Here is a 22,786-nt window from a genome sequence, read left to right on the forward strand (position 1 = left end):
AGGCTCTTTCTATCGCCAAAACAGGACAAACAATGGAGCAGACATTTTTAGGTATTATTTACTTTATTGCGCTTAGTCATGGATTAATGCTGGCGGTATCATTGTTGCGAAGAACCACCTCAAGGGCACCGAGTAGGTGGCTAACAATTATCGCCTTTGTGATCTGTTACAAGTTGTATGAAGGCGGCGTGTTATACACAGGGCTGTATGAACATGTGGTTCACAGCATTGGATTGTTGCCTTATATGGTGTTAATAATTGGCCCGTTGATTTGGCTGTATGTTCGACAAGTGACAGGCAAAAAAGCTTTGCCGCGCTGGTTGCTTGTGGCTAATTTTGTTCCCGCTATGGTTATTTGGCTGCTGAATTCTCCGGCTGTTTTTCGCGGCAGCCAAGAGAAAGTTGCCAGCTGGAATGTGCTACTCAATAGCACCGGAGGCGATTTGCCGACGGTGTATATCGCACTGTTGTTATCAATCAAAGCGCATTTAGGGATTTATCTCTATTTAAGCTGGCGCTCCGTGTCAAAGTTTAAGTCGGTGGCAATTAATTTAAGAGCCGATAATAGCAGTGCGCTTTTATCTAATATGCAGTTCATAGTGGTTGCTTTTTTTGTGTTGGAGCTAACCTGGGTGAGCTTGTTTACGGCACAACAGCTGTTTGGGTTGGGTACGCTTAACGCCGTTGGCGATATATGGCTGCTGTTTGTTGCCTTTATGGTGCTGGCAATTGGATATATCGGGTTACAGCAGCCAGATTTAGTTTTTACCCCAGAAGAGTGCAAATTGGCGGAACAACAGGGCGTGGCAGAAAACACACCTGACTCTGATAAGTCCAATGTAAAATACTTTCATTCTGCACTGCCACAGAGCACCAGCGAAATCTTATCTAAAGAGCTGGAACAGCAGATTCAAAGCCAAAAATTGTATTTGAATGAGAGATTAACCCTCACCGACCTGGCGAAAGCCACCAATATGAAAGCGCACACCTTATCACAGATAATCAATCAAAGTATGAAAACCAACTTTTACAAGCTGATCAATGGCTACCGAATCCAATATGCCGTTGACCTGATTGAAGACAATACAGTGACTTGGTCATTAGAGCGTATCGCACTGGAGTCGGGCTTCAATAACAGAGTAACCTTCAGCAAAGCTTTCAAGGAAATTATGGATTGCACGCCCTCAGCGTATAAGAAAAAACATCAAACTGATTTGGAGAGTGCAGGGGGCTGAAAAATAATTCATGTATCGTACTCCGCTCCTGGCTCTATTTGTACTTCAAGCCGTTGCATGACGCTCTCGTCGATTGCATCTTGGATACCAAAAAAGTAATCCACTTCCACCATAGAGCCTTGTAGCTGAATCGTTACTTTTTTCTTTCCCACTTTAATCCGTTTTATTTCGTCACAGTCGAATCTTTGTATCAACGGATAGGTGCAACAAAAAAGCCTGTTATTTTTAACTTTGATAGCCACTCTTCCTCTGATAAGTACAAGTAGAACTAGCGAGGAGAAAAGAAACGCTTTTACCAACAAATCTAACAACAAATCATCGAAGAAACTAAATCTCAATGTTGGAATAAAGAAGATAGTTAAAGTAAATAAAAGATTGTAAATAAAAAAAGAATTCATAATGCTTTCAACTATTTAAATAAACACAGGGCCTATGGTACTGCCGCCTGAAACATTTATATCTTCGGCAAACTCAAAACAAACTCACTTCCCGTTCCCGGCTGACTTTTAACCGTCAACGTCCCGTTGTGGGCAAGGGCGATCTTTCGACAAAGGTAAAGTCCTAGTCCAACGCCTTCGTGGGAGCGGTTTTCAATTTTTTCCACTCGGTAAAATGGCTCAAAAATCTTGTCTTGCAAGGCTTCGGGTATTCCCGGCCCTCTGTCGTTAACGGTAAAGATAAAATCGCTGTCGGTTTGCGTAACGCTTAATTTGGTTTCAGAGCCTCCGGGGGCATAGGTAATGGCGTTTTTTAGCAGGTTGCGCAGCAAAAATTTAATTCTGCCAATATCCAGTTGAATGGCTTCTTCCGGTATATCCGCATTAACCTTGATGAACTCTGCATTATCCTGTTCCGCCAATAACTCATCTATCAAACTCGGCAAATAGTAGTTTGATAAGTGCAATACTTTATGGCCTTGCTCAAGTCGCTCTGCTTCGAGTAATTGCTCAATCAATCGGTCCATTTGCGTGATGTCTTTATTGAGTTCGGCACTGACAGTGGATTCTTCAAGCATAGCGAGTGATATCTTCATTCTGGCCATGGGGGTTCTGAGCTCATGACTGATGGCCAATAATAATTCGCTCTTAGCATCAAACAGTTGTTGTAAATCCGCCGCCATTTTATTCAGTCCATGAGTCAGCTCTGCCAGCTCAGTGTTGGGGTGTTTGTGGATGCGATAATGGAATTGTCCCTGGCTGACTCGTTGTGCGCACCTTGTGGCTTCTGTAATGGGGGTGAGCCAGCGGCGCAGCGCCCGATAACTCAAGACAAAAACCCCCAACGCTGCGAACCAGGGCCAGTACTCCATCCAGCCCGGCGCAAATAAAAGGCTGGCAGGTAAGGTCGTTAATGCCACCCAGGTGTCGCCTTTATTGGCGATGAGATAGTAGCGAAAACGATATTTAGCAAAATACACCTGCTCTATCGGCTCGGCATTGCTTAAGATATTTTCAATGTCGGGGAAATTATCCCAGGTGGTCCAAATTTGCTCGCCTCTGGTGACTTTTACATCCACCATAGGCTGATCGAATTCGGCTCTGATTTGATTAACGTCGATGTCCTTGTCATGAAAACGTGTCAACTTCTCATAGATTTGCTCGTGATTTGCAAGGATTGAGTCTTTTATTTCAGCCTCTGAGTAGGTAAAAAATCCGAGCGTGATAAAACCCGCCAACAGGACGGTGGTAACGTTGAACAACAGAAAAAATCGGGCGTATAAGCCCATTTTAGGCAAGCGCAAATTGATTATCCTGTTCGTTTGGCTGCAAAGGTGTAGCCAGCATTGCGCAGGGTTTTAATAAAACGAGCCTGTTGTGGGTTATCCCCCAGTTTTTGTCGCAAACGGCTCATCAAAATATCGATTGAGCGACTGTAAACATCGGCATCGATACCCTTTAATTCGTTCAGTAATTCATCCCGGTTAAAAACGCGGCCGGGCTGGCCTGCCAGTAACGTCAGTAAACGAAATTCCATACCAGTAAGGTTGAGTTCTTCGCCATCAAGTATCACCTTGTGGTGTTTGGGATGGATGGTTAAGTGCTCATAGTGCCAGACATCTGGCTCGGAATCCGTTACTGGTTTTCGCCGCAACAGCACTTGAATTCGGGCAACCAGCTCTCTGGGCTCAAAGGGTTTGGCCAGATAGTCGTCCGCACCAATTTCCAGGCCCAGTACCTTATCGGTTAGCTCGCCACGAGCCGTTAGCATGATGATGGGGATTTCATTATCGGCCCGGATTTCTTTGCACAAACTAAAGCCATCGGTTTCAGGTAACATCACATCCAGTAGCAATAAATCAGGCGACATTGACGACAGTTTCATTCTGCCCTCTGTTGGCGAATGAGCAACAATCAGCTCCAGATCATACTGGGCAAAATACCCCGTCAATCGTTCGCACAGGGCTTCATCGTCGTCGATAATGAGAACTTTTCCTTTCATAACCACCACATCATAGCTTTCATCTTTAGTTTGCACCTATTCAATGGATAAACCAATGCTCAATGCTCAAATGTTACGTTTCGTTACTTAGCGTTGCACTAGCGAAAAGAAGCACTTGTGCTACTGCGTTACATTAGCCTCGAATCACAACACCACAAGGAAACTTCAAATGAAAAAATTACTGATAGGCGCCGTAGCCGCAATAACTTTGAGCACTAGTGTTATGGCGGAAGAATATGATCACAATCAGCCAAACGAAACGGCAATTAAGATACTGCTGATGTCTCAGAACTTCACAGATGAGCAAGAAACGCTGGCTATTCAGCTGATAAATCAGGTTCAGATATTAGCCTCCAAAGTTGAAGATCCACAAGAAGAAGTGACGCAGTTTGTACAAGGGCTTGCTGAGCAGGATTACATTGATGTTCCACAAATTATGCAAAAGTACAGAGCCTGGCAGCAAGACCTGGATACCGAGCTGGAGAAGAGCTTAACTACGGTTGCCGAATTGCATTCCAGTATGAGCCATGAGCAACGCACCAGGTTGATGAAAACTATCAAACTGTTGCAGTCGAATTAATCTTTTATTTGGAGTTAAAAAAAAGCCTGCCAACCTTTCGGGGTATTTTAGCGACAAAGGGCGTTGGCAGGTTTTCTTTCAGGAGTAAAAATGAAAAGTTTATTAGCCATTGCAATATTTTGGTTTGCGAGTAGCAACATCGTGCTTGCAGACAGCAAACATTTGCAGGGTGTAAACCCTGCGCTGACCTTCTCTTACCAGGGCGAGAGTTTTACCGATTCAATCAAACAAAAAATTGAACAAACTGCGGTTGTCGCTGAGCGTGATGTACGCCTGTTTTTTCCGGAAATGAACAAAAACATCCATTTTTCCATTTCCAGCATTGATTTTGATTTAGCTATGGTAGGGCATGCCACGGGCATGGCTGTAAGGCATTTAGGAAAGGCAGAGATACAGGTGCGCTTGTCGAATTTCGAGGGTGCCAGCCTGGATGTAGCAATAAAAGATGGCTTAAGGGCGACACTGTTACACGAGTTACACCACATTGCGCGAGGCTGGGCCATTGAAGACAATCGTTTTCCTTATGGTATCTATATCGCCACAGTGAACGAAGGCCTGGCCGTGGTGTTCTCTGAATTGTTAACGGGCAACAGCTACGAAGGTAATCAGGGGCCTGCAGAAGTGAACACCTGGGTAGAAGAAATTTTGGCCTTGCCCAAAGATGCGAATTATATGCATTGGGTTTCCGGGTATCACCCTGATGGCCGCGGTGCGATTGGCTACAAAACGGGTCGGTACATCATTTACACCGCACTGCTTAAAGGCAATAAAAACATCATTGAACTTAGCCGCATGTCTATTCACGAGATTCTTGAGGAAGCCGGGTTTAAGGCACCAGAGGAGAAGTAGCTGAGATTTTGCTTGCCTTTTTGCCAGTGCAGGAAGGCGAGTTGTTGTTTGGTAGAAATTGTGGGGTATGCAGCAAAAAACGGTAGATGTATTTAGAATAATTCTGGCAGCCAAATTGAGGTTGTGATACCCGGCGGGTAGAGTACAAAACACACGGAAGTGTCTTCCAGTAACGCTTTTCTTGTATGCAATGTTGGCCCGTTCCTAATCGGTATATCTGCGGGCAATTGTTGGGGAGTAGTTAATGCCGGCGATATCAAACGTGACACTATCGCCTACTCTGACATATGTCCGGGAGTCAATTACTTTTGTCGGAGAAGAACGACTTCACCAGTTTAAAATTCTTTATTCTGTCGCCAATTTTAAAAATCAAAGTTCAATGGTTGCATCGAAATGTTATGTGGATATGCTGAACCGGACAGAAATCTATTATCAAACGCTAAAGCCGTTAAAAAAACTGAAAAATGTGCTCAGCAGTGATGCATATCAGCACTCTTACTTTGGCGATTGGGAACCCGCATATGGCAGAACAACCAGATAGCAAGCTACTATTTTTTGTACACTTCCGAAAAAAAACATGCCCGAGATACTGGGTTATTTCCCGCCTGGATACCATGGTGTACTTGAAGGCGTCCTCGAGACTATCTGGAGCAAGAATCATCCGAGAGCTGCTTTGATAGATTTAGATAATTTAATTAACACGGATGAAACACCTTTACTCACCTTCTTTAAAGCTTACTTGCAGGGAGTGCTTTTCAATAGAGCGGGTAAGAGAAGTAGAGCAATTGATTGCTTCGTTGTCGCAGAGAAGGTTGCCGAAGAACAGCGGCAAGGCGTTTGGATAATTGAAGTGCTTTTAGAGCGCAGCTCCGTTTTTGCCTGGATGGGCCAATTGTCTTCCTCCTTAGATGATCTACTCCTGGCCGTAGCATTGGCCACAGAGGAAAAGTATCCCCAAGCTTTGCAAATTGCATGGCTTAAACTTGGACAACTCAATAGAGAAAAGAACGACTATAACAAAGCAATTAAATTCCTGGTACTCGCGAGCGAGCTGAAAGAATGCCATCTTAGCCCAGAAGAGCAGGTAAAGCTTAATCTCGATATTGCCAATAATTATTGTGATTTAGGGGATTACCAAACCGCGAAGACGATAAAAGAGCAGACAGTTGTCGATGAATCGAACACATATAACCAATTTTTGCTCGCACTTTTGAATATCAGAATAGCGGCAGGCGCTGGTGAATTTGAATCCCTGAAAACATTGGTTGCAAGGGCAACCTCTGCATCAGATGGCAGTGAATGGCAAAAGATAATCATAAATGCCATATACGGCAGCGCACTAACGATAGCAGAGCCATCAATAGCGATCGAATTACTGTGCTCTACAGAATCATATTTTGAGAAAAATCAGCTTAAGTCCCATCTTTGGCGTTGCCTCATTTCATTGGTGGAGGCATATATCAACGCAGGAGAGCATCAATTTGCAGTGGCAAAATTTGCAAGAGCAAAACAGCTTACTGGCTCGCTGCAAAACTGGCGACTGATGGAAAAAATGGATGAGTTGGCTGTTAAGTACCATTTGCACAGTGGTCCAGATTGCAAAGATAACGTCTCAATAGTGAGCAGTTTTGAAGAAGCTGACAACGGTTATGTGATCCTGAATGAACTGGGGCGGGGGGGATTTGCAACGGTTTATCGTGCATTTGATGTGGTCAAGCAATGTGAAGTGGCACTAAAATATTTTGTTCTGGATAAACCAACAGACATTCACATCGGGGCTGCAACCGAGTCATCTTTGCGACAAGAATTGGCAATGGTTAGCCTGTTAGAACATCCAAATATCGCACCACCACTTGCCTTTGGTAAAATGAAGGAAACCGACTTTTACATTGTTTCTCGTTTAGTTGAGGGAGAATGTATAAGGCTTGTTGATACCAGTGAATTCAATATCGCCGACAAGGTCGCACTGCTAATACCTGTTTATTCAGCGCTCGCTCATGTCCACTCCAAGGGGGTTGTGCATGGTGATGTCAAACCCGAAAATATCATGGTGGATAAAACCGGTCGAACATACCTGATTGACTTTGGTAGCGCGACATTAATTGGGCAGAACTCCCGGCGTATTGAATCCGCTGGGACATTAAGGTATCTGCCGCCGGAAGTACTGAGCGGCGCTACCGGAAACTATTCTCAAGATGTATTTGCAATGGCATTAACGTTTTGCGAAGTCTTATTAAACGAATACCCGGCTAAGCTGATGCAAGTGCGCTCACCCTTGTTATACCGATTTTACCTGTTTTTGCTCTCTACCCGACTTAAAAAATTGAGTATCCAGCCTGGTTTGTGCAGGCTTTTAGTACAGTCATTGCAACTAGATCCGCAACTTCGCCCGCAAAGTGCCGAGTTTCTGCAGTTTGTATAACCATTGATCGAAACTGTCGCGGACTGAACATCTTGATATCGAAAAAGGGACAGACTTGTTTATACGAAACTTTAGGTCAAGCCTGCCCACTGGACTAAAAGTTAAATAAAGTTTTACGGCTTGTATCAGGAAAGCTCAGAAATAGAATTGTCATTATCCATTCTAAAAAGTTGAGCCTCCACTTCGATTTCGCCTCTGCTTACAGCATCAATATCTTTGACTTCAACTGAACCGTAGTAACCATTGTAGTTACAAAAGTTGATGTAACATACATCATATACACCGGTGTTCTTAGAGCAGTACCTAAGAGCGATTCTTTCTGCTGCATCGCGAGAGTAGGCGCTCCCTACACCCCATCCGGTAGTGCTTGATGCGCCGCATTCCCATGCGGCTGATGCTGCCCCGGAAAATAGGGTTACAACAACGGCAGCAGTTAAGCCAGTTAGTTTTTTAGTCTTAGATTTAGTTGCTGAAGTAGTTTTTTGTGATTTGAAGTTAGTCATGAATTTTCACCTAAAGTTATGTTGTTTCGTTAGGTGTATAATAGATTCTAGTTTGGGTTTTTAATGTGAATATTCACGTGTTTTAGAGGCGGCCGCTTTTTTGCAACCTTGCTAATCAAGAGCCAAATTATCTAAAACCTATTCTATATTGAGAATGCCCCCTGTTTGCGGGATACTCCGGCAGGCAACATTTTCCTTTGATTATCATAAGTAGAAAAAGCCAATGCCCATCAAAATTATCGGAACCAATGGACACAACGCAGGCCGAGTGTTTAGTTTTGATGAACACAAAGAAGTGATCCTGTTCGGACGCAGCGACTCTGCTGATGTGAGGTTTCCTGCTGATAATACTTTGGTAAGCCGACAACACCTATCACTGAAGTTAGAGCACGACAGATACAAGATTGTGATAAGAGCTGAAAATAGCGCTTATGTGGATGGAGAAGAGGCGTATCCGGGTGATGAACTCTCGTTTGGCGAGCACCGTTTAGTAATAGGTTTGCCAGACTCACAAGAAGTGTTTCAACTTGAAGTTAGCTCGCAGGATTCAGACATGGCTGAAACTCAACCAGCCATTAAAATCAAAAAATCTGTCAGACAACAAACTCAACAGCTCAAGAAGGCTTATTTTTGGGCTTTTTCACTTTTTGCAGTTGTGTGCACGGTCGGATTTATCTATTTAAAACATGGATCTCAATCGCTTCATCAGCAAATCAATGCCTTAGCGAATGCCAGCCAAACAGCAATTGAGAAAGCAAATTTCGAACAAGTTTTACGGAACAAGAGAGAGTCGGTTTATTTAGTTGCAGTGCAAGGCCCTGATACCGTTGAGGGGGTCGGCACCGCGTGGGTAGTCGCTAAAGGGGTACTTGCCACCAATGCGCATGTAGTAGAAGCCCTTGAAGAAAATCTAAAAGAAAACGGGGCGACACATAAAGCGGTAATCATATCTTCAAAAGCGCCAGATTATCAGTTACACGAAGTTACTGAGATGCAAATTCATCCTCATTATGAGGCGTTTGCTTCACAACACTCTCATTCCAATAAAGTAAATTTTGATGGCACATGGTTAGACTTTGTACCCTCATACGATATTGGTTTACTGGAAGTTGATAAACCTGAATTATTAGCCCCGGTTTTACCTATTGCGTCAGACGCAGCATTGTTAGAGTTGGATAGTGGTATGGCGGTTGGGTTGATCGGGTTTCCGCAGGAGGGCAGTGTTGGCGGCGGAATTAACTTGCTAAAACCCAGCGCACAAGTGCAAATGGGACATCTGACCAGTGTCACTGACTTTTTCTTCACTGCTCAAGAAAAGGCACTTAATCATTTGATTCAACACAATTTACCCTCTCATGGCGGTGCCAGTGGTTCGCCGATATTTGACACTAAGGGGGAGGTTATCGCTATTCACAATGCTGGTAATTCGACTGTTGTTGACAACAAAAGAATTAAGACTGGCGTCGGTGTAAACTTTGCTCAGAGAGCCGATTTAGTAAAAGAACTGTTACTCGACAAGGTCAAAATTAACGAAACTCAGCGCTTTTCTTATTGGCAAGGTAAATATGCTGCTTATAAGACCCCGATAGAAATCGCAGTCAGTAATTATAAAGCCAATTTACTTGCCAAGGGCCTCGACTTAACGGCGTTATCAGTGCAGCACAGCAGTGAAACAATTGCTGATGCTACAATGCGAGATGGCTTTTACTGGTGGGAAAGCACTTTGTCTTTGGCTGAGCGCGCAACAGAAATCCTTATTACAGTGGAATCTAATAGCTCCGCTAAGGTTAATTTAATCTGGGTCGATAGTTCGGGGGCAGATATAGCGCGCTATGAAAACACTTTTACCTTTGCCCATGTGAGCTTAAGTCCCGATGATGAAATGGTGTATGAGTGGCTACAGTTTATTGGAATGGATGATACGCGATTGTATGTGTATTCCGACCAACCAAACACCGTATTTAAGCTATCAGTCTTCGCAATGTAGGAAGCTTTTAAATATTTTTTACAGCTTGTTTTAGCATGTGATCATGTGGGCCCATTACCGGTTACTATTAGCCGTATTAGTTTACATTTACTATTTGGTTGTTGTCTCTGGTACACAAAACCGTACGATTTCAGGTGTAAATGCCTTCTCCATCTCTGCCAGGTACCGTTGAGTTTTCAACAGTTCCTTGTCATCCAGTGCAATATGGGCGACTACGTTGGGGTTGTTTAATATCGAGTTCAGGCTTTGCTGAAATGATTGCTTCAGGAACGCAGCTCGATGATGAAACATTTCAGCCAGTGCCTGTGTATTGCCATCAAGTTGTTGTAAGCAATCGCAATGCTCACATCGCTTAATGAGACTGGCGATTAAACCCGGTAGCATGGTGTCTATAGTTAGCAGTTTATTCAGAAACACCTGCTCTTCGCCTGGCTCGTATTGATGGTTCATAATGTGTCACCCTCATTGTTTAGTGGTTCAGAAAACGGGAAAAACCGCAGTTTGGCTTCATCGAGATCACGGCCGGGCTGCCAGTCCAGATCACAGGCTGACAACAAATTCGAAAAGCGCTCATAGCAATTCCTATCAACAAAAAGCTTCAATAAAAAACCTGCAATGTTTTCATCTTCACGCGCTAGCTCGGAAATTGTTTGATAGCCGAATTGCATCAACTTTTTGCCGGTTAACATGTCTGACTGTCGCGCAATAATATCGGGTAAGTCTTCGCTTTTTACTCCAACTGGCAGTTTCAGTGAATGAGGAACTTCGGGCTCTCCGCAAGCGGAAAAGTTATGGGTCATATCTAAACTGACTTCAGAGCACACATAGCGATGATACTTTTCAGGAAAAAGTGGAATGCTGTTATCTTGGGCGCCACAGCGATTGTCAGGGATGTCCTGTGAGTATCTCAACGAATGGGATTTATCCATGATTGCATTTGCTCCTTTTATGCCTGACTTTGGCACAGGGGGAATTGACGCTGAGCAATGTTGCTTTTATTTACACTCTGTTGTGTCGATTTACCTGGTGCAAATTGGTTTGTATTCTCTTGCATCAATAGCGCAACATCAGGTTGCATTGTCCGACACGCCAGAATTTCAGTCTGTGCTAAGGTTATTGCACAAGTTTCGGTGCTCTCATCGCAAATAAAATGTAGCTGTTGCTCAACGATGGGCGACTCCACTTCGTTGGTGATGGCGTGCGTTTTGGCGGAGACCAAAATGGCGACAGTAAAAGCCAATGAAAATAATGTTTTGAATGCCGATGTTTGCTCTTGATGCTCCATGTTTTTGTCTCTGGTGTGGTTTAAGTTGAGCCAATCATATCCAGAGAAAATCTAATTATGTGTGAATATTCACAGTTTTATGCTGGTGGAGATCATCAAATAAAGAAGCTAATCAGCAACAATGCTTAACAATCTATTGAATGTTGAATAATCAAAATAGGTGAAGAAAAGTAAATTGTGTTTGGGCTTCCGTTTACGGTAGCCCTAAATGGACAACTAGTTTTTCATACCAACAAAAGCCGGGGCTGCCTCAGCTTTATTGCTGCTATCACAGGAATCAATATCTCGCCATTGAAAGGCTATAGATTGCGAACTCACATAACCTGCAAGCAATATGGAATAGGCACGCTCGTTGGCTTTTTCATTTTGAAACGCCAAAATACAAAAGTTATCCTTGCAGGTTTGATCGGATTTAAAGTAGACCTTTTCGTTACCTGTGTGCAGCTCGGTGAGCTTCTCGCTGCACTGCACATCGGCAAGTGCGTTACCACAACATAAAAAACTGCATATCAGTAGTTGTTTTTTCATCTTACTTCCTGACAAATGAGGTTGTTTTATTAAACTTAGTTGAAAGTACGGCAATTGTCCGAAAATTAGGCCATGTCACCAGTGAATATTCACATGTCTTGCCCTGTTATTGGATTAGATTGGGCTGATGAAAAGTAGCGCTTCATGTGTTTTTCGAGCAATCGTATTTTCTGGAAATAGCCTTTTACCGTGATAGTTTCGACCGAAAATGTACTTTTTGCTTGGTTAGTAACACGTTACTCTGAATGATGACTTGATATCCTTAAATGATCACAAAAATTAATCTAAATAAGGCGATAGCCCTGCAAAAGGACTTATCACAAATGAGCAAAGTGCTTAAGTTCTTTTATATTTTCGTGTGCCTGATCGCTCTGCTATTTTATGTATCAGGCAGTTTTATCAGTGCCTTGTTGATCGCAATTCTTGCCGGTTTACTGGTTATCAGGGAAGAAGTTAAATTACTTTTAACCAGAAGAGATTTTTTCCATATGAAGTTATGGCAAACGCCGTTAGTCACATATATTGCAGTTTGGCGGATAGCTGGTTGGGGAGCATTATTGGCTTTAACTTCACAAATTGTAGTTTCTCTAGTTTTCGGTGATGAATTGGCTTCTGAATACTTGGACAATATCATTGTTCTTAGTTTGTTTGTTTCCGCGACCGCATCTTCATATCTTCACAGAAAAACAGTTGTACAGTTTTATAAATACCCCAAAATTTTAACTGATTTGGGTTTCAAAAAATTGCGTTTTCCTTTTAACGTTTTCGATTTTTTTGCTGTTCTCTTGTCTAGTTTTTCTGGAAACTTGATTTACAAAAGTCCTTTTAATTACCTCCTTTACATCATCACTTTTTTGGGCGTATTCCTGGGTTGGGGAATGTTCTGGCTAAAACCTGAATACATTACGGCTCGATGGCGTTTAAGTCTTGCTGAGGAGGTGCAAACATGGCAAGTTGCTCCGTTTATTGAAATTTTAGGTAGCTTATTGTTTTGGAGTACTACATTGCTCTTAACCTGGTTTTTGGTCTCCGTTTTTAGGATGTTGTGCAACAAAATTACTGTGTTCACTGATTGGCTCTATCTTATTTCGGACAAACGTGCATTGGTTGTTTATCTGCGCAGTTTTAAACTCGATGCACCACTTACTCAGAAAACCTTTCGTACCACCAAAAGTATTGAAGAATCCATTGCGTATCCGTTGCGCCGAATTGGTAAAACCATTGCCATATCTAATCCGGGTATTGAGGGGCCTAACCCGGGCTTTTTTAAAATCCCTTCTACTGATGAAAAATGGCAAGCATTAGTGACAAAAATGCTGTCTTCCTCTTCTGCTGTCGTCATGTTAATTGGTGACAGTAATCACATTCAATGGGAGCTCGAAGCAGCCCTGACTAAAGAGAGACTGCAAAACGTTTTGTTACTGTTTGGTCAGACACCTTCAGAAAGCACTATCAATACATTAAGAATGTGCTTCAAAGATGAATTTAAAGACCTAGAGGAAGAGCAACTTTTCATGAATACACTAAAGAGCAATCCTCTAGGATTATTCTATGAAACGGACTGTTTTGTGTTTATTGAGGCAACAAAACATACACCTGATGCGTTTCAGCTTGCCAGCCAGGTTTTTGTGAGTGGTTATCAGCTATGATGCTTTTTTTTGAACAACGTATGCTGACAAAATGGTGGTGTAATATCGGTTTTCTTTATTAAGCTTAGTTAATCGTACGCTGATAGTCCGAAGATAAAGCAGCCAACAGTGATTATTCACAGGCTTGGTGTTGTGGTTGATTTAGCATAGATTTCCGGGCCGTGCTTAATTTGGTTGATTGAAAAACTTTTGCTGTGCGAAGGCAAGGTATTGGGTGCAACAATAAGAACTTTATAATCGTAATGTCACAGACTGAATCCAAAAAATATTTAGCTTTTATTAGTTATCGTCATGCCGATAATGCGCAGCAGGATCGCCAATGGGCAAGTTGGTTGCATAAGGCACTGGAAACTTATCAAGTACCGGAAGAATTGGTAGGGACAATTAACCAGCGCGGTGAAATTATACCTGATCGAATCTATCCGGTGTTTCGTGATGAGGCGGAGTTACCGGCGCATGCCGATCTTGCCAGTGCCATAGAATTAGCCTTGCAAGAAAGTGCGTTTTTAGTGGTACTTTGCTCGCCGCGTGCCGCCGAATCAAAATATGTTGCCCAGGAAATCGATTACTTTAAACGGCTCGGACATTCCGACCGCATCATCGCGGCCATAATCGACGGCGAACCCAATGTAAGCCTTGATGAAAGCAAGCTTAATTATGGGTACAAAGTTGAAGACGAGTGTTTTCCGTGGCCATTACAATACGAATACGACAAGGAAGGAAAAACCTCAAAACAAGCAGAGCCCATTGCCGCCAACTTTCGAATTTTACAGGGTGGCAAACACAGTGAAGGCTGGCCAAATGCATTATCCTATAAACGGCACTTAAAAGAGACCACCAACTTATCCAGCACAGAAATCAATAAACAGGTAGAAGCCTATAGAGCGCAGCATCACAGTGCTTTTCTTGGATTAGTGGCAGGGATTCTAGGGGTTTCAAAGGGCGAATTAACCGAGCGAGATCAAGAATATCGCTTGGAGCTGGCGAATAAAAGAAATCGAATATTAATAGCAGGATTAGTAGTTTCGTTTGTGTTTCTCTGTCTTTTATCATTCTTTTGGTGGAAGACTGAGAAGCTATACACCTCTAATTTAATTGCAGAAAGCTTTTCAAATATGCGATTGGCGGCAGAATTTAACGAAAATGAAGAGTATGATTCAGCCCTGTTTTTTTCTTTAAAAGCGCTGCCTGACACCGCAGGAGGAGAAGGGGGTAAAAGACCATTAATTGGTTACACTGCTCCTTTTTTTACGGCTTATCAAAACAATAAACTAGAAGCTATTTACAAACATAAAAGTGGTACCGACAAGCTGAGTGTAGGGCAAAAAGGTGGAATTATTATTACTGCCCCCTCTTCTGATGAAATTATCCTATGGGACAGTACTCAAGCCAAAAAAATAAAACAAACTAATTTTAGTGATCACATGTTTATTACAGATATTTTCGTATCCACTCTAACTAACAAGGTTGTAGTTGTTTTCTTTGATAATTTTATTTATGTGTTGAACTTGGAAGACTTATCTGTGTTTGATTCATTTCCTTTCTTAGAAAAAAAACGGTTCTTATTAGATACGGATTTATTTTACTCAACTATAAGTAGAGATGGGCGATACTTTGTTTCAATGTCTGGTAATGGAGCCATATTGGTTTATGACTTAACAGGAAGTACCCCCCCTGATACAGTAATATTTGAAGAGCTAAGTCGTATAACAGAGATTGCAATAGGAGATGATGGAAAACTTATCTTCGCCACCAAGCAAGATGGGCTATTTGTTTCCCCACTTGATAACCCGCGCAAAATTTCAAAGTTATCAGATTTAGCGCTCGAAAAATTTATGTTAACTGGTGGTAGTCTCATTGGTAAGCGCTATATTGAAATTGCAGGCAAGAAAAAATCGTTCTTAGTATTTATTGATGTTGAAAACGATGGAAAGTTGATAAAAGAGCTGGGTCTAGAGACCGATGGACCGTTAAAGATAACTAAGAATGGTTTTATTGCAACGGCTTCCGTTTCGCAAGGGAGGTTAACCTTCATAGATAAATCTGGGAACATTAATGCAGAGATTAGCCTGGCTAATCGTTCATACCCAGAAGCATTTGTTTTGTCGAACGACGGCACTAAGCTAGCTATCAAACAAGATGGTTTCGTTTATATCTACGACGCCATTAACCGAGCTCTTTTGGACAGAATTAAAATCGGCGATATTTATACTAAAATTTCTTTTTCTCCATCTGATGAATCCATATTTGTCTATGGCAACAATTCTGAACTTGTAAAACAATTTAAAGTTAAAGTAGACGAAAAGAAGAGTTCACTGATTACTAATTTGAACTTTAAGGCCTTTAGGTTCAGTTTGTCTGGTAGGGGTGATGAAATCCTTATAGCGAACAAAAGTGGGCCGTTTGAACATATCATCCTTGATACAAAGTCTTATCAAATTCAAAAAGAGTCAATCGCTTTTCCTGGTTTATTAGATCATGACGATTTAAATTTAAGTCAAACAGGTCGATTTGTGGTGCTTACTTGGCTTGGCGAGGATAAAAGCGGGAATATCTCAATCTTTGATAGGGTGGAAAAGAAGATATTTGAGTTAAAGTTCGATAAACGAATGGAAGCAATTGCGTTTAGTGACGATGATAGGCTAATGGCAACCACTGGGAGGGATAGAAAAGTACGAGTTTATTCAACAGATGATTTTAAATTGATTCACCCTGATAACTTAAAAAGACTAAAAAGCTATGGTGAAATCCTAGGATTAACCAATGAAAACATGTGGGTTTCTGACTGGTCTGGAAATATTAAAGCTTGGAAGAAAGATAAAGAGTTTGTCTTAATTGGAGAGTACGATAGCACCGAAGATATTATATTTGATGCATTTAAAAGCATCTCACAGAAGATTTTTCTTCTTGAGTTTTCAGATTGGATTAAAATTCACGAGCTTGATGACTTCATGAGCCCATGTAAATTGCCAAAAAAAGCAGGAGTGCTTGACGTTTCTTTTGATGAGACAAATAGGGTTGTACACGTGCTTTATGAAAATCAAAAGTTAGAGTCACTGAGTATAGAAAATTGTAACGTGCTGAGAGAAGCGAAACATAACGCAATACACATTATAGATATTCAAGACAAGAGCGTTTTGTTTTCTATTGGCCATAAAGAAATAAGGATGTGGGATCGTCATAAACTCCAAATGAAACAAGAAATAAGTTTAAAACAGTGCCCCAAGATTAATAGAGCTTTCTCAAGTGATGAAGGTCTATTATTGATTTGTGATGACGGTAAAGTATTTGATTATCAACTTGACTCACTAGAATCCTTTAGACCTTTCAAAAAGCCCCTAAACCTTCAGGCGTTGCAGAGGCAACTTTAAAGTGAACTTAGTAAAAGCCTGTTATAGGGCCGAAGCGGCGCAAACTAATCACGGACAGATTGGTAGGGCAACTCCTTAAAAACAATCTGCTTATCCACAAACTGAATACCATAGTTATTATTGGCCTCGCCAAATTTTGCCAAGGCTTTTAGCTCTTTTGCAACCATGGTTCTGTTGCAGCCGATGGTGTTAGCGATGGTTTGTTGAGTGATGTTTTTGCAGTCTAGTTTGTAGGTGCCGTTGTCCAGTTCGGTTGCGGCCTCATACATAAAAGCGCGCAGTCTTTGATATACATCTAACTGGCTGAATTGCTGCAGTTTTTCCAGCGATTTGCGATAGCGCAGCTTCATCATTTCCAGTGAACGTTTTGCTATTAATGGCTGTTCATTGATGATGTCGTCAAAGGTGTGGGATTCAATCTGGATACACAGTATTTGTCGATCGTAAGACTCGGTAAGGTAGCTCACCTGGTAATCCTGATCTTCGTAATCCTCATAAATATCGTTGTAGGGCAGGCCATCACCAAAGTGTTTGCCATTATCGATGATGTCCACCACCAGTTGTTTACTCTCAGTGGTTTTTACTTTACCCAGTTCGTTTACCGGGACAGCGTCTTCGCCTATGTACTCGCGAATGCTCATGGCATAACAGCGCCCGACGATGGCAAAGGTGACCCAGTTATCTGTTTGCATCGAGAGGTGCGCATTTTTTCGTGGCTTTTCTGCTATTACAATCGCCATTTTGTCAGCATAGGTCTCAACGATACGATTGATAAAACTCGTATCAAAATTAGCAAATAAATTTGTGTGAGGCAGCAGGTATTCCAGGGCCTTTTCTCTTGGCAGTGTTGCGCCAGCGCGCTTAGCAATAGTGAGTAATATCTCTGCTAATCTGAGTTTGTCTTCGGGATTTCTCGCGCCTGCAAGCTCCTTCGAAAGCTGAAAAATATCGCTTTTCATCACTTAGCTCTGGGCAAATTTGGCGTCAATATCCTGTTGAAATTCTTCAATCAGGCTGGTTAAAAATACAGAGCTGCGGGATGAATAATCATCAATCAAGGTTAAATTATTTAATGTCGTAGCCAGCATCCATTGTTCAGTGGCGAGACTGAATAACTTGGCTTTAAAAGTCGAGACGTTATCTGCATGTTCCCGCAATACATACATTTCAAAAACGGTGGCGTAATCCCAGTAGTCGGCTTGCCGCTTCAGTGAGGAGTCTGCTTGGGGTTGGTCGAAAACCGTGGTGCTCATTCTGAGGTTATATCGAATATTGTCCAGTACATCCCGCATCAGTGCGATATCTCCGGGGGCATTCCGGCACTTAAGTAACGTAGCCAGGTTGATGGCTGGATACATATCACGGGTGTCTAGCTGGCAGGCTGCCTGATACCAGTCAATCGCCAGATTAAGATATTGTTTTGCGCTGCTGGCGGATTTGTTCTTCGATGCCAGATGCCAGCAGTCTTTATAGATGCGGCCACCCAGTGCTTTCGTCTCTGCTGTTGGACTCGCAATTGACTCCAGGTGTTTTATCAGTGCCGCTTTTGCGCGAGCAGAGTTACTTAAGCGGTTACTGGCAAAAACGTATTGTTCCTTGAATAGATCTTTGTTTTGCAGCACGGGGTGTAAACTTTCGTACATGAGCTGCATTTCTTCGTACAGCTTGAAGGCTCTGAGGGAAAGATAAAGATCCAGAATGTCTTCTAATTTTAACTGGTTGATATCTGAAACTGACTGAAAAATGGATTGCACTTTAGCGTTGTCGTTTTCTGCAACCGCTGCGCGCAAAGGCTCCGCCAGTGGGTTTGTTCTGTTTGTGTCACGAATAAAAATATCGGTTTTCAGGTGTGATAACAGGTCAAGGTCCCATTTGCCAATTAACCTGTCGACATCATACCGACTATTGGAATTGTCGCTTTGCACAAACCAATTGATGAGATTGCTTTCATTCACCTCAAAACTTGATTCATTGGCCGAGGAGCTAAGAGAAGTAGCGCTATTGCCTGTTATTGAAAGGGTAGAGGTACCCGGCAGTTTTTGTCTTTCACCTACCAGCCTGGCCAGCGCTGGAGTCAGGTTCTGATTTAACAGGATCAGGTCGTCAGCATGTTTAATCTGAATGTCGTTAGAGTCTGACATCAGTTCAGTGATAACGACGGCATTTTGCAGTTTGCACTCAAGCATTGCACTCAACTGGGTTGCTTGTTCAGTGTCATTTTCTGAATGCAATATAAGAAGTGTGGTTACCATTGTGAGACATTTCCTTTAATTGTAGCAATTGAGCAATGCTAGCTGCGCTATGTGGTGACAAATGTGAAAATTCACATCTTAAATATGCTAACCCCTGGTGCCCCGCAGGTCCAACATAAAAAGAAATATTGTCCTATGATGATGAGCTCCTTGTTAATTCATTGGTTTGGTGTTTTTTAATTGTAAAAAGTGAATATTCACATTAAGTCTTGTTGGTTCTCGGTATTCTGTGTCTGCCTTAAGAGCAAGACGTAAACACAAATCAGAGGATAGCAACATGAAAAACACATTCAAAAAAATCATTATCGCCAGCGCACTTTTAACGACCTCAATTGTAGGTGCGATGCAACAAGTCCATGCAAACGGGTTTGTGTCTGGTCAATTCCAGGTGGATGGGATTGCTGCTGATTGTTTTGTCGAAGCCTACGTGGCCATATGCAACTTTACAAACTACAACAAATTTCCAGCGCGTTGTGAAATGAGGGTTAAAGGGCATGACTCATGGGGACATAATTACAGTGTTGGAGGAAAGAGACACTTAAGACCTGGTGCAACAATTACTGTCAGAGCAAAACCTGTTAATGGCCGCACTTTTAGAAGTGGATTTGGCGAGATTTATTGTTAATTGCCATGGCTAATACCGCCAAAAACCGTGATTTTCGCCATCTGGCAACACCAGGAAACACCAATGAAGTATTTTACACCAAGCTTTTCCCTTTTTTTATTAATGATATCCCAAGCGGTGATTGCAACTGAGGATTGTAAGTTGTTTAGCGTACTTTCTTCTGCATCACAGGTGAGACATAACAAAGCGATAGATCAATCTTCTATGTTGCAGGCGATAGAATTGCTGTATGAAGCGCATCAGAAAAAAGTAACGATGAACGACATCCTCAAATCCTGCGCCACTGATTTTGGAAGAAAGGAGCATGTCGATTTTATTCAGCAATTAGTCTGGATACAGCGTACCGAACATGATCAACTGCAGGAATATACTGAGCAAATTCTGTCACTCTTGGAGTTAAAGGGGGCTGATGATGCTTTTCTCTCCCTGTTGGCTGTAGCCAAATTGACAGAGGCGCCAAACAAGCAATTTAACCAAGCATATGAGCTGCTATTTATGCCGAGTCTGTTGGCTGTATTGAATTGGTCTTTTGCAGAACATCAGACACAGTTTAATCGTAATCTGAAGAAGATTTTGACACTGGATAAGCATCTTCAAGTGCGTTTGATGGCATGGTATCAAAAACAAATCAGCGCCAGAAATTGGCAATATTCAGATATAAAGAGCGTACCTGTTGCGCAGTCGCTGCTGCTCTTCGAAGCTTTTATAAGCAATGATGTGGCCGCAAAGGATAGATTGCTCACAAACTACTTGAAGACGATGGTTGAGGCACAGGCGTTTGATATCGGACTGTTGCAACTGCAGTGGTTTTATCGCAACAAGCTGCTAAGCAAAGGGCAGTTACTGACCATCAGCATTGCGGCAACTCAGATTTTTTGCCGACGTATTGCCGACTATCGTCAACCCGCTGCATATCGCATTGCCAACAGGCTTAACCGTTTATTAACAGAGAGTAGCGGGAAAACTAATGCCTACGCAATTTGGCAAGATTGCGCTCGCGAAAATCCTGATCTGCTTTCGCAAAATACCGCGCTGCAGCTCAGTGTCTTGCTTAACTTATCTGCCGAGATACCTGTTACAAGCAGTGAACAAATTCTTACTGAAATGTCTCTGGCGCATCTCATGGCTTTCAGGTTGGAAAGCGAATTGTTACTGCACTTCGAAAACTTTTCTCCTGAGGTGCAATATCTTGTCAGCAAATGGTTGGATGAGCATTTGCAGAGAAAAATGTTCGATTCGGACAGCTCGGATGAGACCAGACTGTTAACGCTCAAAATCGGCATAGATACACTGCTAGGGACGATTAATATGAGCTATGCAGCCCGTATTTTGGAGCTTACCGGAAACTGGCGACCATTAAAGCTGGTTGCTGAAGAACTGTCCTCAGAATCTCATCTCCAACAACAAGTTTTGGAACTTGAAGCTATGTTGGCATCTTTTGAAAAATCTGCTGACGGCAATAAGTAACTGAGCTGTTCATGAGTAAGAGAAAACACATTCTGCGAGCCTTTGGACAGGAAAACCTCGTGTTTAAAAAACGCTTTTTGGGGATATTTTTGTGTGTTTGGCTGACAGCTCATAGCCAAGCGTCTTCAATGATACCTGTCTATAGTCATACCTTGTTAGTGGATGAGCACATCTATCGCATTGATTATGCCATGATGGGCCACCCGGATATCTCATATGAATGGTATGGTGAGATAGCTTTATATAAAAATGATCAAGAGCTTTACCGCGAGACTGGCATGCAGCTCAGTCTCTCTGGTGTGTGTCGTAGTGAAAAACAAAACCTGCCAGTATTTGTGTTTTCTTATGGGTTTTATCGTCTCGATGGCACTGTGCAAAGCGCTATCGTAGATGATGGTGATGCAGTGCGCCGGATGGATATCATTGATTGGCAAGCTCTGAATGATCCTCAGGATACCGATTCGTCTGATGCTGTTGACGTTATACAAGAAAAAACGCTTCCTCTGACTGCGTTAGGAGCGGAAACGGGCCAGAGCCGTACATCGCAATTCAATTCATTTGCACGCTGTAATATCCACCAATGGTATGGCGATCAGCTTTTGCTTGATAAATGGCAAGTGTATCTGAATGAAATCTCGTTGATAAAACAGCAAATTCTTTTAACCACGGATTCTGGTCAAAAGCGTTTATTCGAAATTGCCAGGTTAACGGCGGATGGTGCCAAGGTTAATGATTTGCTAACTAGAACACTTGATACCTTGCATTACGCTGATAACCGAGTTTTTGCTAATGGTGAAGACCGTTTTGTGAGCTTAAAGAGACAAGGTAATCCTTACAATGCGTTTTCTTATGTTTTATGGCGACATAAAGGAAATTGGTATTTGTTTGAAAGGGGCGGGCAATCCTCTAAAGGCGTCAATGAAATTACAGGCTTAGAACAAATGACAAATGGCCAATTGCGTTTTGATTTGTGTATTGAAGATTGCAGCTGGTGGGGAGAATACGAAACGATCAAGTTTGACTGGCAACTGGAACTTGTCAGAGATTGAGGAAATGATTTTTTAGCCATGAATAGACGACAATTGAAGTATCTTTGTTTCACCGGAACCCTGTTTTTCTGTCACTTTTCCCACTCCTCAGAACAGGGCTATACGTTGCAGAGCCAGGAGGAGTCGCAAGATGCCTCAAGCACTATAATCATTGACTATCAATCATCCGGATTAGATGTTAATGGCGACGGCCATGCTGATTTGCTGGAGTGCGGATATGAAGATTACCTTGCCACAGTAGACTTTAAGGGGATTTTTTGCCGTGTTTCGTTGGCGAACAGAGCTGAGCCAATCACGCTTGAATTACCACTAGTGAGTGAAGTACTCTGCGTATATGGTGATTATCCCATGCTACATATTCGCACTTATTACAAATACACTAACCATGATTTATTTTATCGCTGGCAACAAAGCAATCCATCGAAAGGAGTCTGGTGGAGATTCGAGCCTCCGACTGATGAGTTAGACGACTTTTTTACCTCAATGAAGTCGAAATCCCCCTGTTTTGGGATGTGGTAGTCGATAATGACAATTAATTATAGCTT

General features: G+C 42.3%; 21 protein-coding genes. 11 read left to right on the forward strand and 10 right to left on the reverse strand.

The annotated features are described in order from the left end of the window. Positions 1–32: 32 nt before the first annotated feature. Entirely contained in the window at positions 33–1,235 is a 1,203-nt protein-coding gene (locus tag AABA75_RS06990) for a helix-turn-helix domain-containing protein (protein ID WP_338291853.1), read from the forward strand. Positions 1,236–1,243: 8 nt separating this feature from the next. On the opposite strand, the gene AABA75_RS06995 is transcribed toward AABA75_RS06990, so the two are convergent. The 3 genes from AABA75_RS06995 to AABA75_RS07005 all read right to left on the reverse strand — a co-directional run bounded on the left by AABA75_RS06995 (position 1,244) and on the right by AABA75_RS07005 (position 3,674). Then, a complete protein-coding gene (locus AABA75_RS06995) occupies positions 1,244–1,387 on the reverse strand; it encodes a hypothetical protein (protein WP_338291854.1) in 144 nt (47 codons plus the stop codon). Positions 1,388–1,689: 302 nt separating this feature from the next. Beyond that, positions 1,690–2,976, reverse strand: a complete 1,287-nt coding sequence (locus AABA75_RS07000) for a HAMP domain-containing sensor histidine kinase (protein WP_338291855.1) — start codon at positions 2,974–2,976, stop codon at positions 1,690–1,692. Between the two features lie 5 nt (positions 2,977–2,981). After that, a complete protein-coding gene (locus AABA75_RS07005; RefSeq protein ID WP_338291856.1) occupies positions 2,982–3,674 on the reverse strand; it encodes a response regulator transcription factor in 693 nt (230 codons plus the stop codon). A gap of 169 nt (positions 3,675–3,843) precedes the next feature. Between AABA75_RS07005 and AABA75_RS07010 the strand changes: the two genes are divergently transcribed. From AABA75_RS07010 to AABA75_RS07020, 3 genes are all read left to right on the forward strand, one after another. Then, positions 3,844–4,254 carry a hypothetical protein gene (locus AABA75_RS07010; protein WP_338291857.1) on the forward strand — a complete coding sequence of 137 codons (411 nt, stop codon included), beginning with the start codon at positions 3,844–3,846 and terminating at the stop codon, positions 4,252–4,254. 90 nt (positions 4,255–4,344) lie between these two features. Beyond that, complete coding sequence (locus AABA75_RS07015; protein WP_338291858.1) at positions 4,345–5,103, forward strand: DUF2268 domain-containing putative Zn-dependent protease; 759 nt, start codon at positions 4,345–4,347, stop codon at positions 5,101–5,103. A gap of 577 nt (positions 5,104–5,680) precedes the next feature. Next, a complete protein-coding gene (locus AABA75_RS07020) occupies positions 5,681–7,525 on the forward strand; it encodes a serine/threonine-protein kinase (protein WP_338291859.1) in 1,845 nt (614 codons plus the stop codon). A gap of 125 nt (positions 7,526–7,650) precedes the next feature. On the opposite strand, the gene AABA75_RS07025 is transcribed toward AABA75_RS07020, so the two are convergent. Continuing rightward, positions 7,651–8,028 carry a hypothetical protein gene (locus AABA75_RS07025; RefSeq protein WP_338291860.1) on the reverse strand — a complete coding sequence of 126 codons (378 nt, stop codon included), beginning with the start codon at positions 8,026–8,028 and terminating at the stop codon, positions 7,651–7,653. 223 nt (positions 8,029–8,251) lie between these two features. Between AABA75_RS07025 and AABA75_RS07030 the strand changes: the two genes are divergently transcribed. Further along, complete coding sequence (locus tag AABA75_RS07030; RefSeq protein WP_338291861.1) at positions 8,252–10,015, forward strand: trypsin-like peptidase domain-containing protein; 1,764 nt, start codon at positions 8,252–8,254, stop codon at positions 10,013–10,015. Between the two features lie 90 nt (positions 10,016–10,105). On the opposite strand, the gene AABA75_RS07035 is transcribed toward AABA75_RS07030, so the two are convergent. From AABA75_RS07035 to AABA75_RS07050, 4 genes are all read right to left on the reverse strand, one after another. Continuing rightward, complete coding sequence (locus AABA75_RS07035; protein ID WP_338291862.1) at positions 10,106–10,465, reverse strand: hypothetical protein; 360 nt, start codon at positions 10,463–10,465, stop codon at positions 10,106–10,108. Beyond that, positions 10,462–10,944 (reverse strand): hypothetical protein, encoded by a 483-nt coding sequence (locus AABA75_RS07040; protein ID WP_338291864.1) that lies wholly within the window; start codon positions 10,942–10,944, stop codon positions 10,462–10,464. Before AABA75_RS07040 ends, AABA75_RS07035 begins: the two co-directional genes overlap by 4 nt. Before the next feature lie 17 nt (positions 10,945–10,961). Further along, positions 10,962–11,300: a hypothetical protein gene (locus tag AABA75_RS07045; RefSeq protein ID WP_338291865.1), complete on the reverse strand. Its 339-nt coding sequence runs from the start codon at positions 11,298–11,300 to the stop codon at positions 10,962–10,964. Positions 11,301–11,516: 216 nt separating this feature from the next. After that, a complete protein-coding gene (locus tag AABA75_RS07050) occupies positions 11,517–11,828 on the reverse strand; it encodes a hypothetical protein (protein ID WP_338291866.1) in 312 nt (103 codons plus the stop codon). A gap of 323 nt (positions 11,829–12,151) precedes the next feature. Between AABA75_RS07050 and AABA75_RS07055 the strand changes: the two genes are divergently transcribed. Both AABA75_RS07055 and AABA75_RS07060 read left to right on the forward strand, forming a co-directional pair. Beyond that, positions 12,152–13,477 carry a hypothetical protein gene (locus AABA75_RS07055; protein WP_338291867.1) on the forward strand — a complete coding sequence of 442 codons (1,326 nt, stop codon included), beginning with the start codon at positions 12,152–12,154 and terminating at the stop codon, positions 13,475–13,477. A gap of 242 nt (positions 13,478–13,719) precedes the next feature. Further along, positions 13,720–16,848 (forward strand): toll/interleukin-1 receptor domain-containing protein, encoded by a 3,129-nt coding sequence (locus AABA75_RS07060; protein WP_338291868.1) that lies wholly within the window; start codon positions 13,720–13,722, stop codon positions 16,846–16,848. A 44-nt stretch (positions 16,849–16,892) separates the two neighbouring features. Here AABA75_RS07060 and AABA75_RS07065 read toward each other — a convergent pair whose 3' ends face one another. Both AABA75_RS07065 and AABA75_RS07070 read right to left on the reverse strand, forming a co-directional pair. Further along, positions 16,893–17,807 (reverse strand): hypothetical protein, encoded by a 915-nt coding sequence (locus tag AABA75_RS07065; protein WP_338291869.1) that lies wholly within the window; start codon positions 17,805–17,807, stop codon positions 16,893–16,895. A gap of 3 nt (positions 17,808–17,810) precedes the next feature. Further along, entirely contained in the window at positions 17,811–19,100 is a 1,290-nt protein-coding gene (locus tag AABA75_RS07070; protein WP_338291870.1) for a TRAFs-binding domain-containing protein, read from the reverse strand. A gap of 277 nt (positions 19,101–19,377) precedes the next feature. Between AABA75_RS07070 and AABA75_RS07075 the strand changes: the two genes are divergently transcribed. The 4 genes from AABA75_RS07075 to AABA75_RS07090 all read left to right on the forward strand — a co-directional run bounded on the left by AABA75_RS07075 (position 19,378) and on the right by AABA75_RS07090 (position 22,760). Then, a complete protein-coding gene (locus AABA75_RS07075; RefSeq protein ID WP_338291871.1) occupies positions 19,378–19,725 on the forward strand; it encodes a hypothetical protein in 348 nt (115 codons plus the stop codon). A gap of 63 nt (positions 19,726–19,788) precedes the next feature. Then, entirely contained in the window at positions 19,789–21,192 is a 1,404-nt protein-coding gene (locus AABA75_RS07080; protein ID WP_338291873.1) for a hypothetical protein, read from the forward strand. An 11-nt stretch (positions 21,193–21,203) separates the two neighbouring features. Next, a complete protein-coding gene (locus AABA75_RS07085; RefSeq protein ID WP_338291875.1) occupies positions 21,204–22,241 on the forward strand; it encodes a hypothetical protein in 1,038 nt (345 codons plus the stop codon). Between the two features lie 18 nt (positions 22,242–22,259). Then, entirely contained in the window at positions 22,260–22,760 is a 501-nt protein-coding gene (locus tag AABA75_RS07090; protein WP_338291877.1) for a hypothetical protein, read from the forward strand. Positions 22,761–22,786: the final 26 nt, after the last annotated feature.

It is taken from the genome of Planctobacterium marinum, assembly GCF_036322805.1.
Classification (GTDB): Bacteria; Pseudomonadota; Gammaproteobacteria; order Enterobacterales; family Alteromonadaceae; genus Planctobacterium; species Planctobacterium marinum_A.

Coding starts and splice junctions, on each gene's coding strand:
- AABA75_RS07060 (WP_338291868.1), top strand. CDS start 13,720: ATGTCACAGACTGAATCCAAAAAATATTTAGCTTTTATTAGTTATCGT.
- AABA75_RS07030 (WP_338291861.1), top strand. CDS start 8,252: ATGCCCATCAAAATTATCGGAACCAATGGACACAACGCAGGCCGAGTG.
- AABA75_RS07025 (WP_338291860.1), bottom strand. CDS start 8,028: ATGACTAACTTCAAATCACAAAAAACTACTTCAGCAACTAAATCTAAG.
- AABA75_RS07040 (WP_338291864.1), bottom strand. CDS start 10,944: ATGGATAAATCCCATTCGTTGAGATACTCACAGGACATCCCTGACAAT.
- AABA75_RS07045 (WP_338291865.1), bottom strand. CDS start 11,300: ATGGAGCATCAAGAGCAAACATCGGCATTCAAAACATTATTTTCATTG.
- AABA75_RS07035 (WP_338291862.1), bottom strand. CDS start 10,465: ATGAACCATCAATACGAGCCAGGCGAAGAGCAGGTGTTTCTGAATAAA.
- AABA75_RS07090 (WP_338291877.1), top strand. CDS start 22,260: ATGAATAGACGACAATTGAAGTATCTTTGTTTCACCGGAACCCTGTTT.
- AABA75_RS07075 (WP_338291871.1), top strand. CDS start 19,378: ATGAAAAACACATTCAAAAAAATCATTATCGCCAGCGCACTTTTAACG.
- AABA75_RS07050 (WP_338291866.1), bottom strand. CDS start 11,828: ATGAAAAAACAACTACTGATATGCAGTTTTTTATGTTGTGGTAACGCA.
- AABA75_RS07005 (WP_338291856.1), bottom strand. CDS start 3,674: ATGAAAGGAAAAGTTCTCATTATCGACGACGATGAAGCCCTGTGCGAA.
- AABA75_RS07070 (WP_338291870.1), bottom strand. CDS start 19,100: ATGGTAACCACACTTCTTATATTGCATTCAGAAAATGACACTGAACAA.
- AABA75_RS07080 (WP_338291873.1), top strand. CDS start 19,789: ATGAAGTATTTTACACCAAGCTTTTCCCTTTTTTTATTAATGATATCC.
- AABA75_RS07015 (WP_338291858.1), top strand. CDS start 4,345: ATGAAAAGTTTATTAGCCATTGCAATATTTTGGTTTGCGAGTAGCAAC.
- AABA75_RS07010 (WP_338291857.1), top strand. CDS start 3,844: ATGAAAAAATTACTGATAGGCGCCGTAGCCGCAATAACTTTGAGCACT.
- AABA75_RS06990 (WP_338291853.1), top strand. CDS start 33: ATGGAGCAGACATTTTTAGGTATTATTTACTTTATTGCGCTTAGTCAT.
- AABA75_RS07020 (WP_338291859.1), top strand. CDS start 5,681: ATGCCCGAGATACTGGGTTATTTCCCGCCTGGATACCATGGTGTACTT.
- AABA75_RS07085 (WP_338291875.1), top strand. CDS start 21,204: ATGAGTAAGAGAAAACACATTCTGCGAGCCTTTGGACAGGAAAACCTC.
- AABA75_RS07055 (WP_338291867.1), top strand. CDS start 12,152: ATGAGCAAAGTGCTTAAGTTCTTTTATATTTTCGTGTGCCTGATCGCT.
- AABA75_RS07065 (WP_338291869.1), bottom strand. CDS start 17,807: ATGAAAAGCGATATTTTTCAGCTTTCGAAGGAGCTTGCAGGCGCGAGA.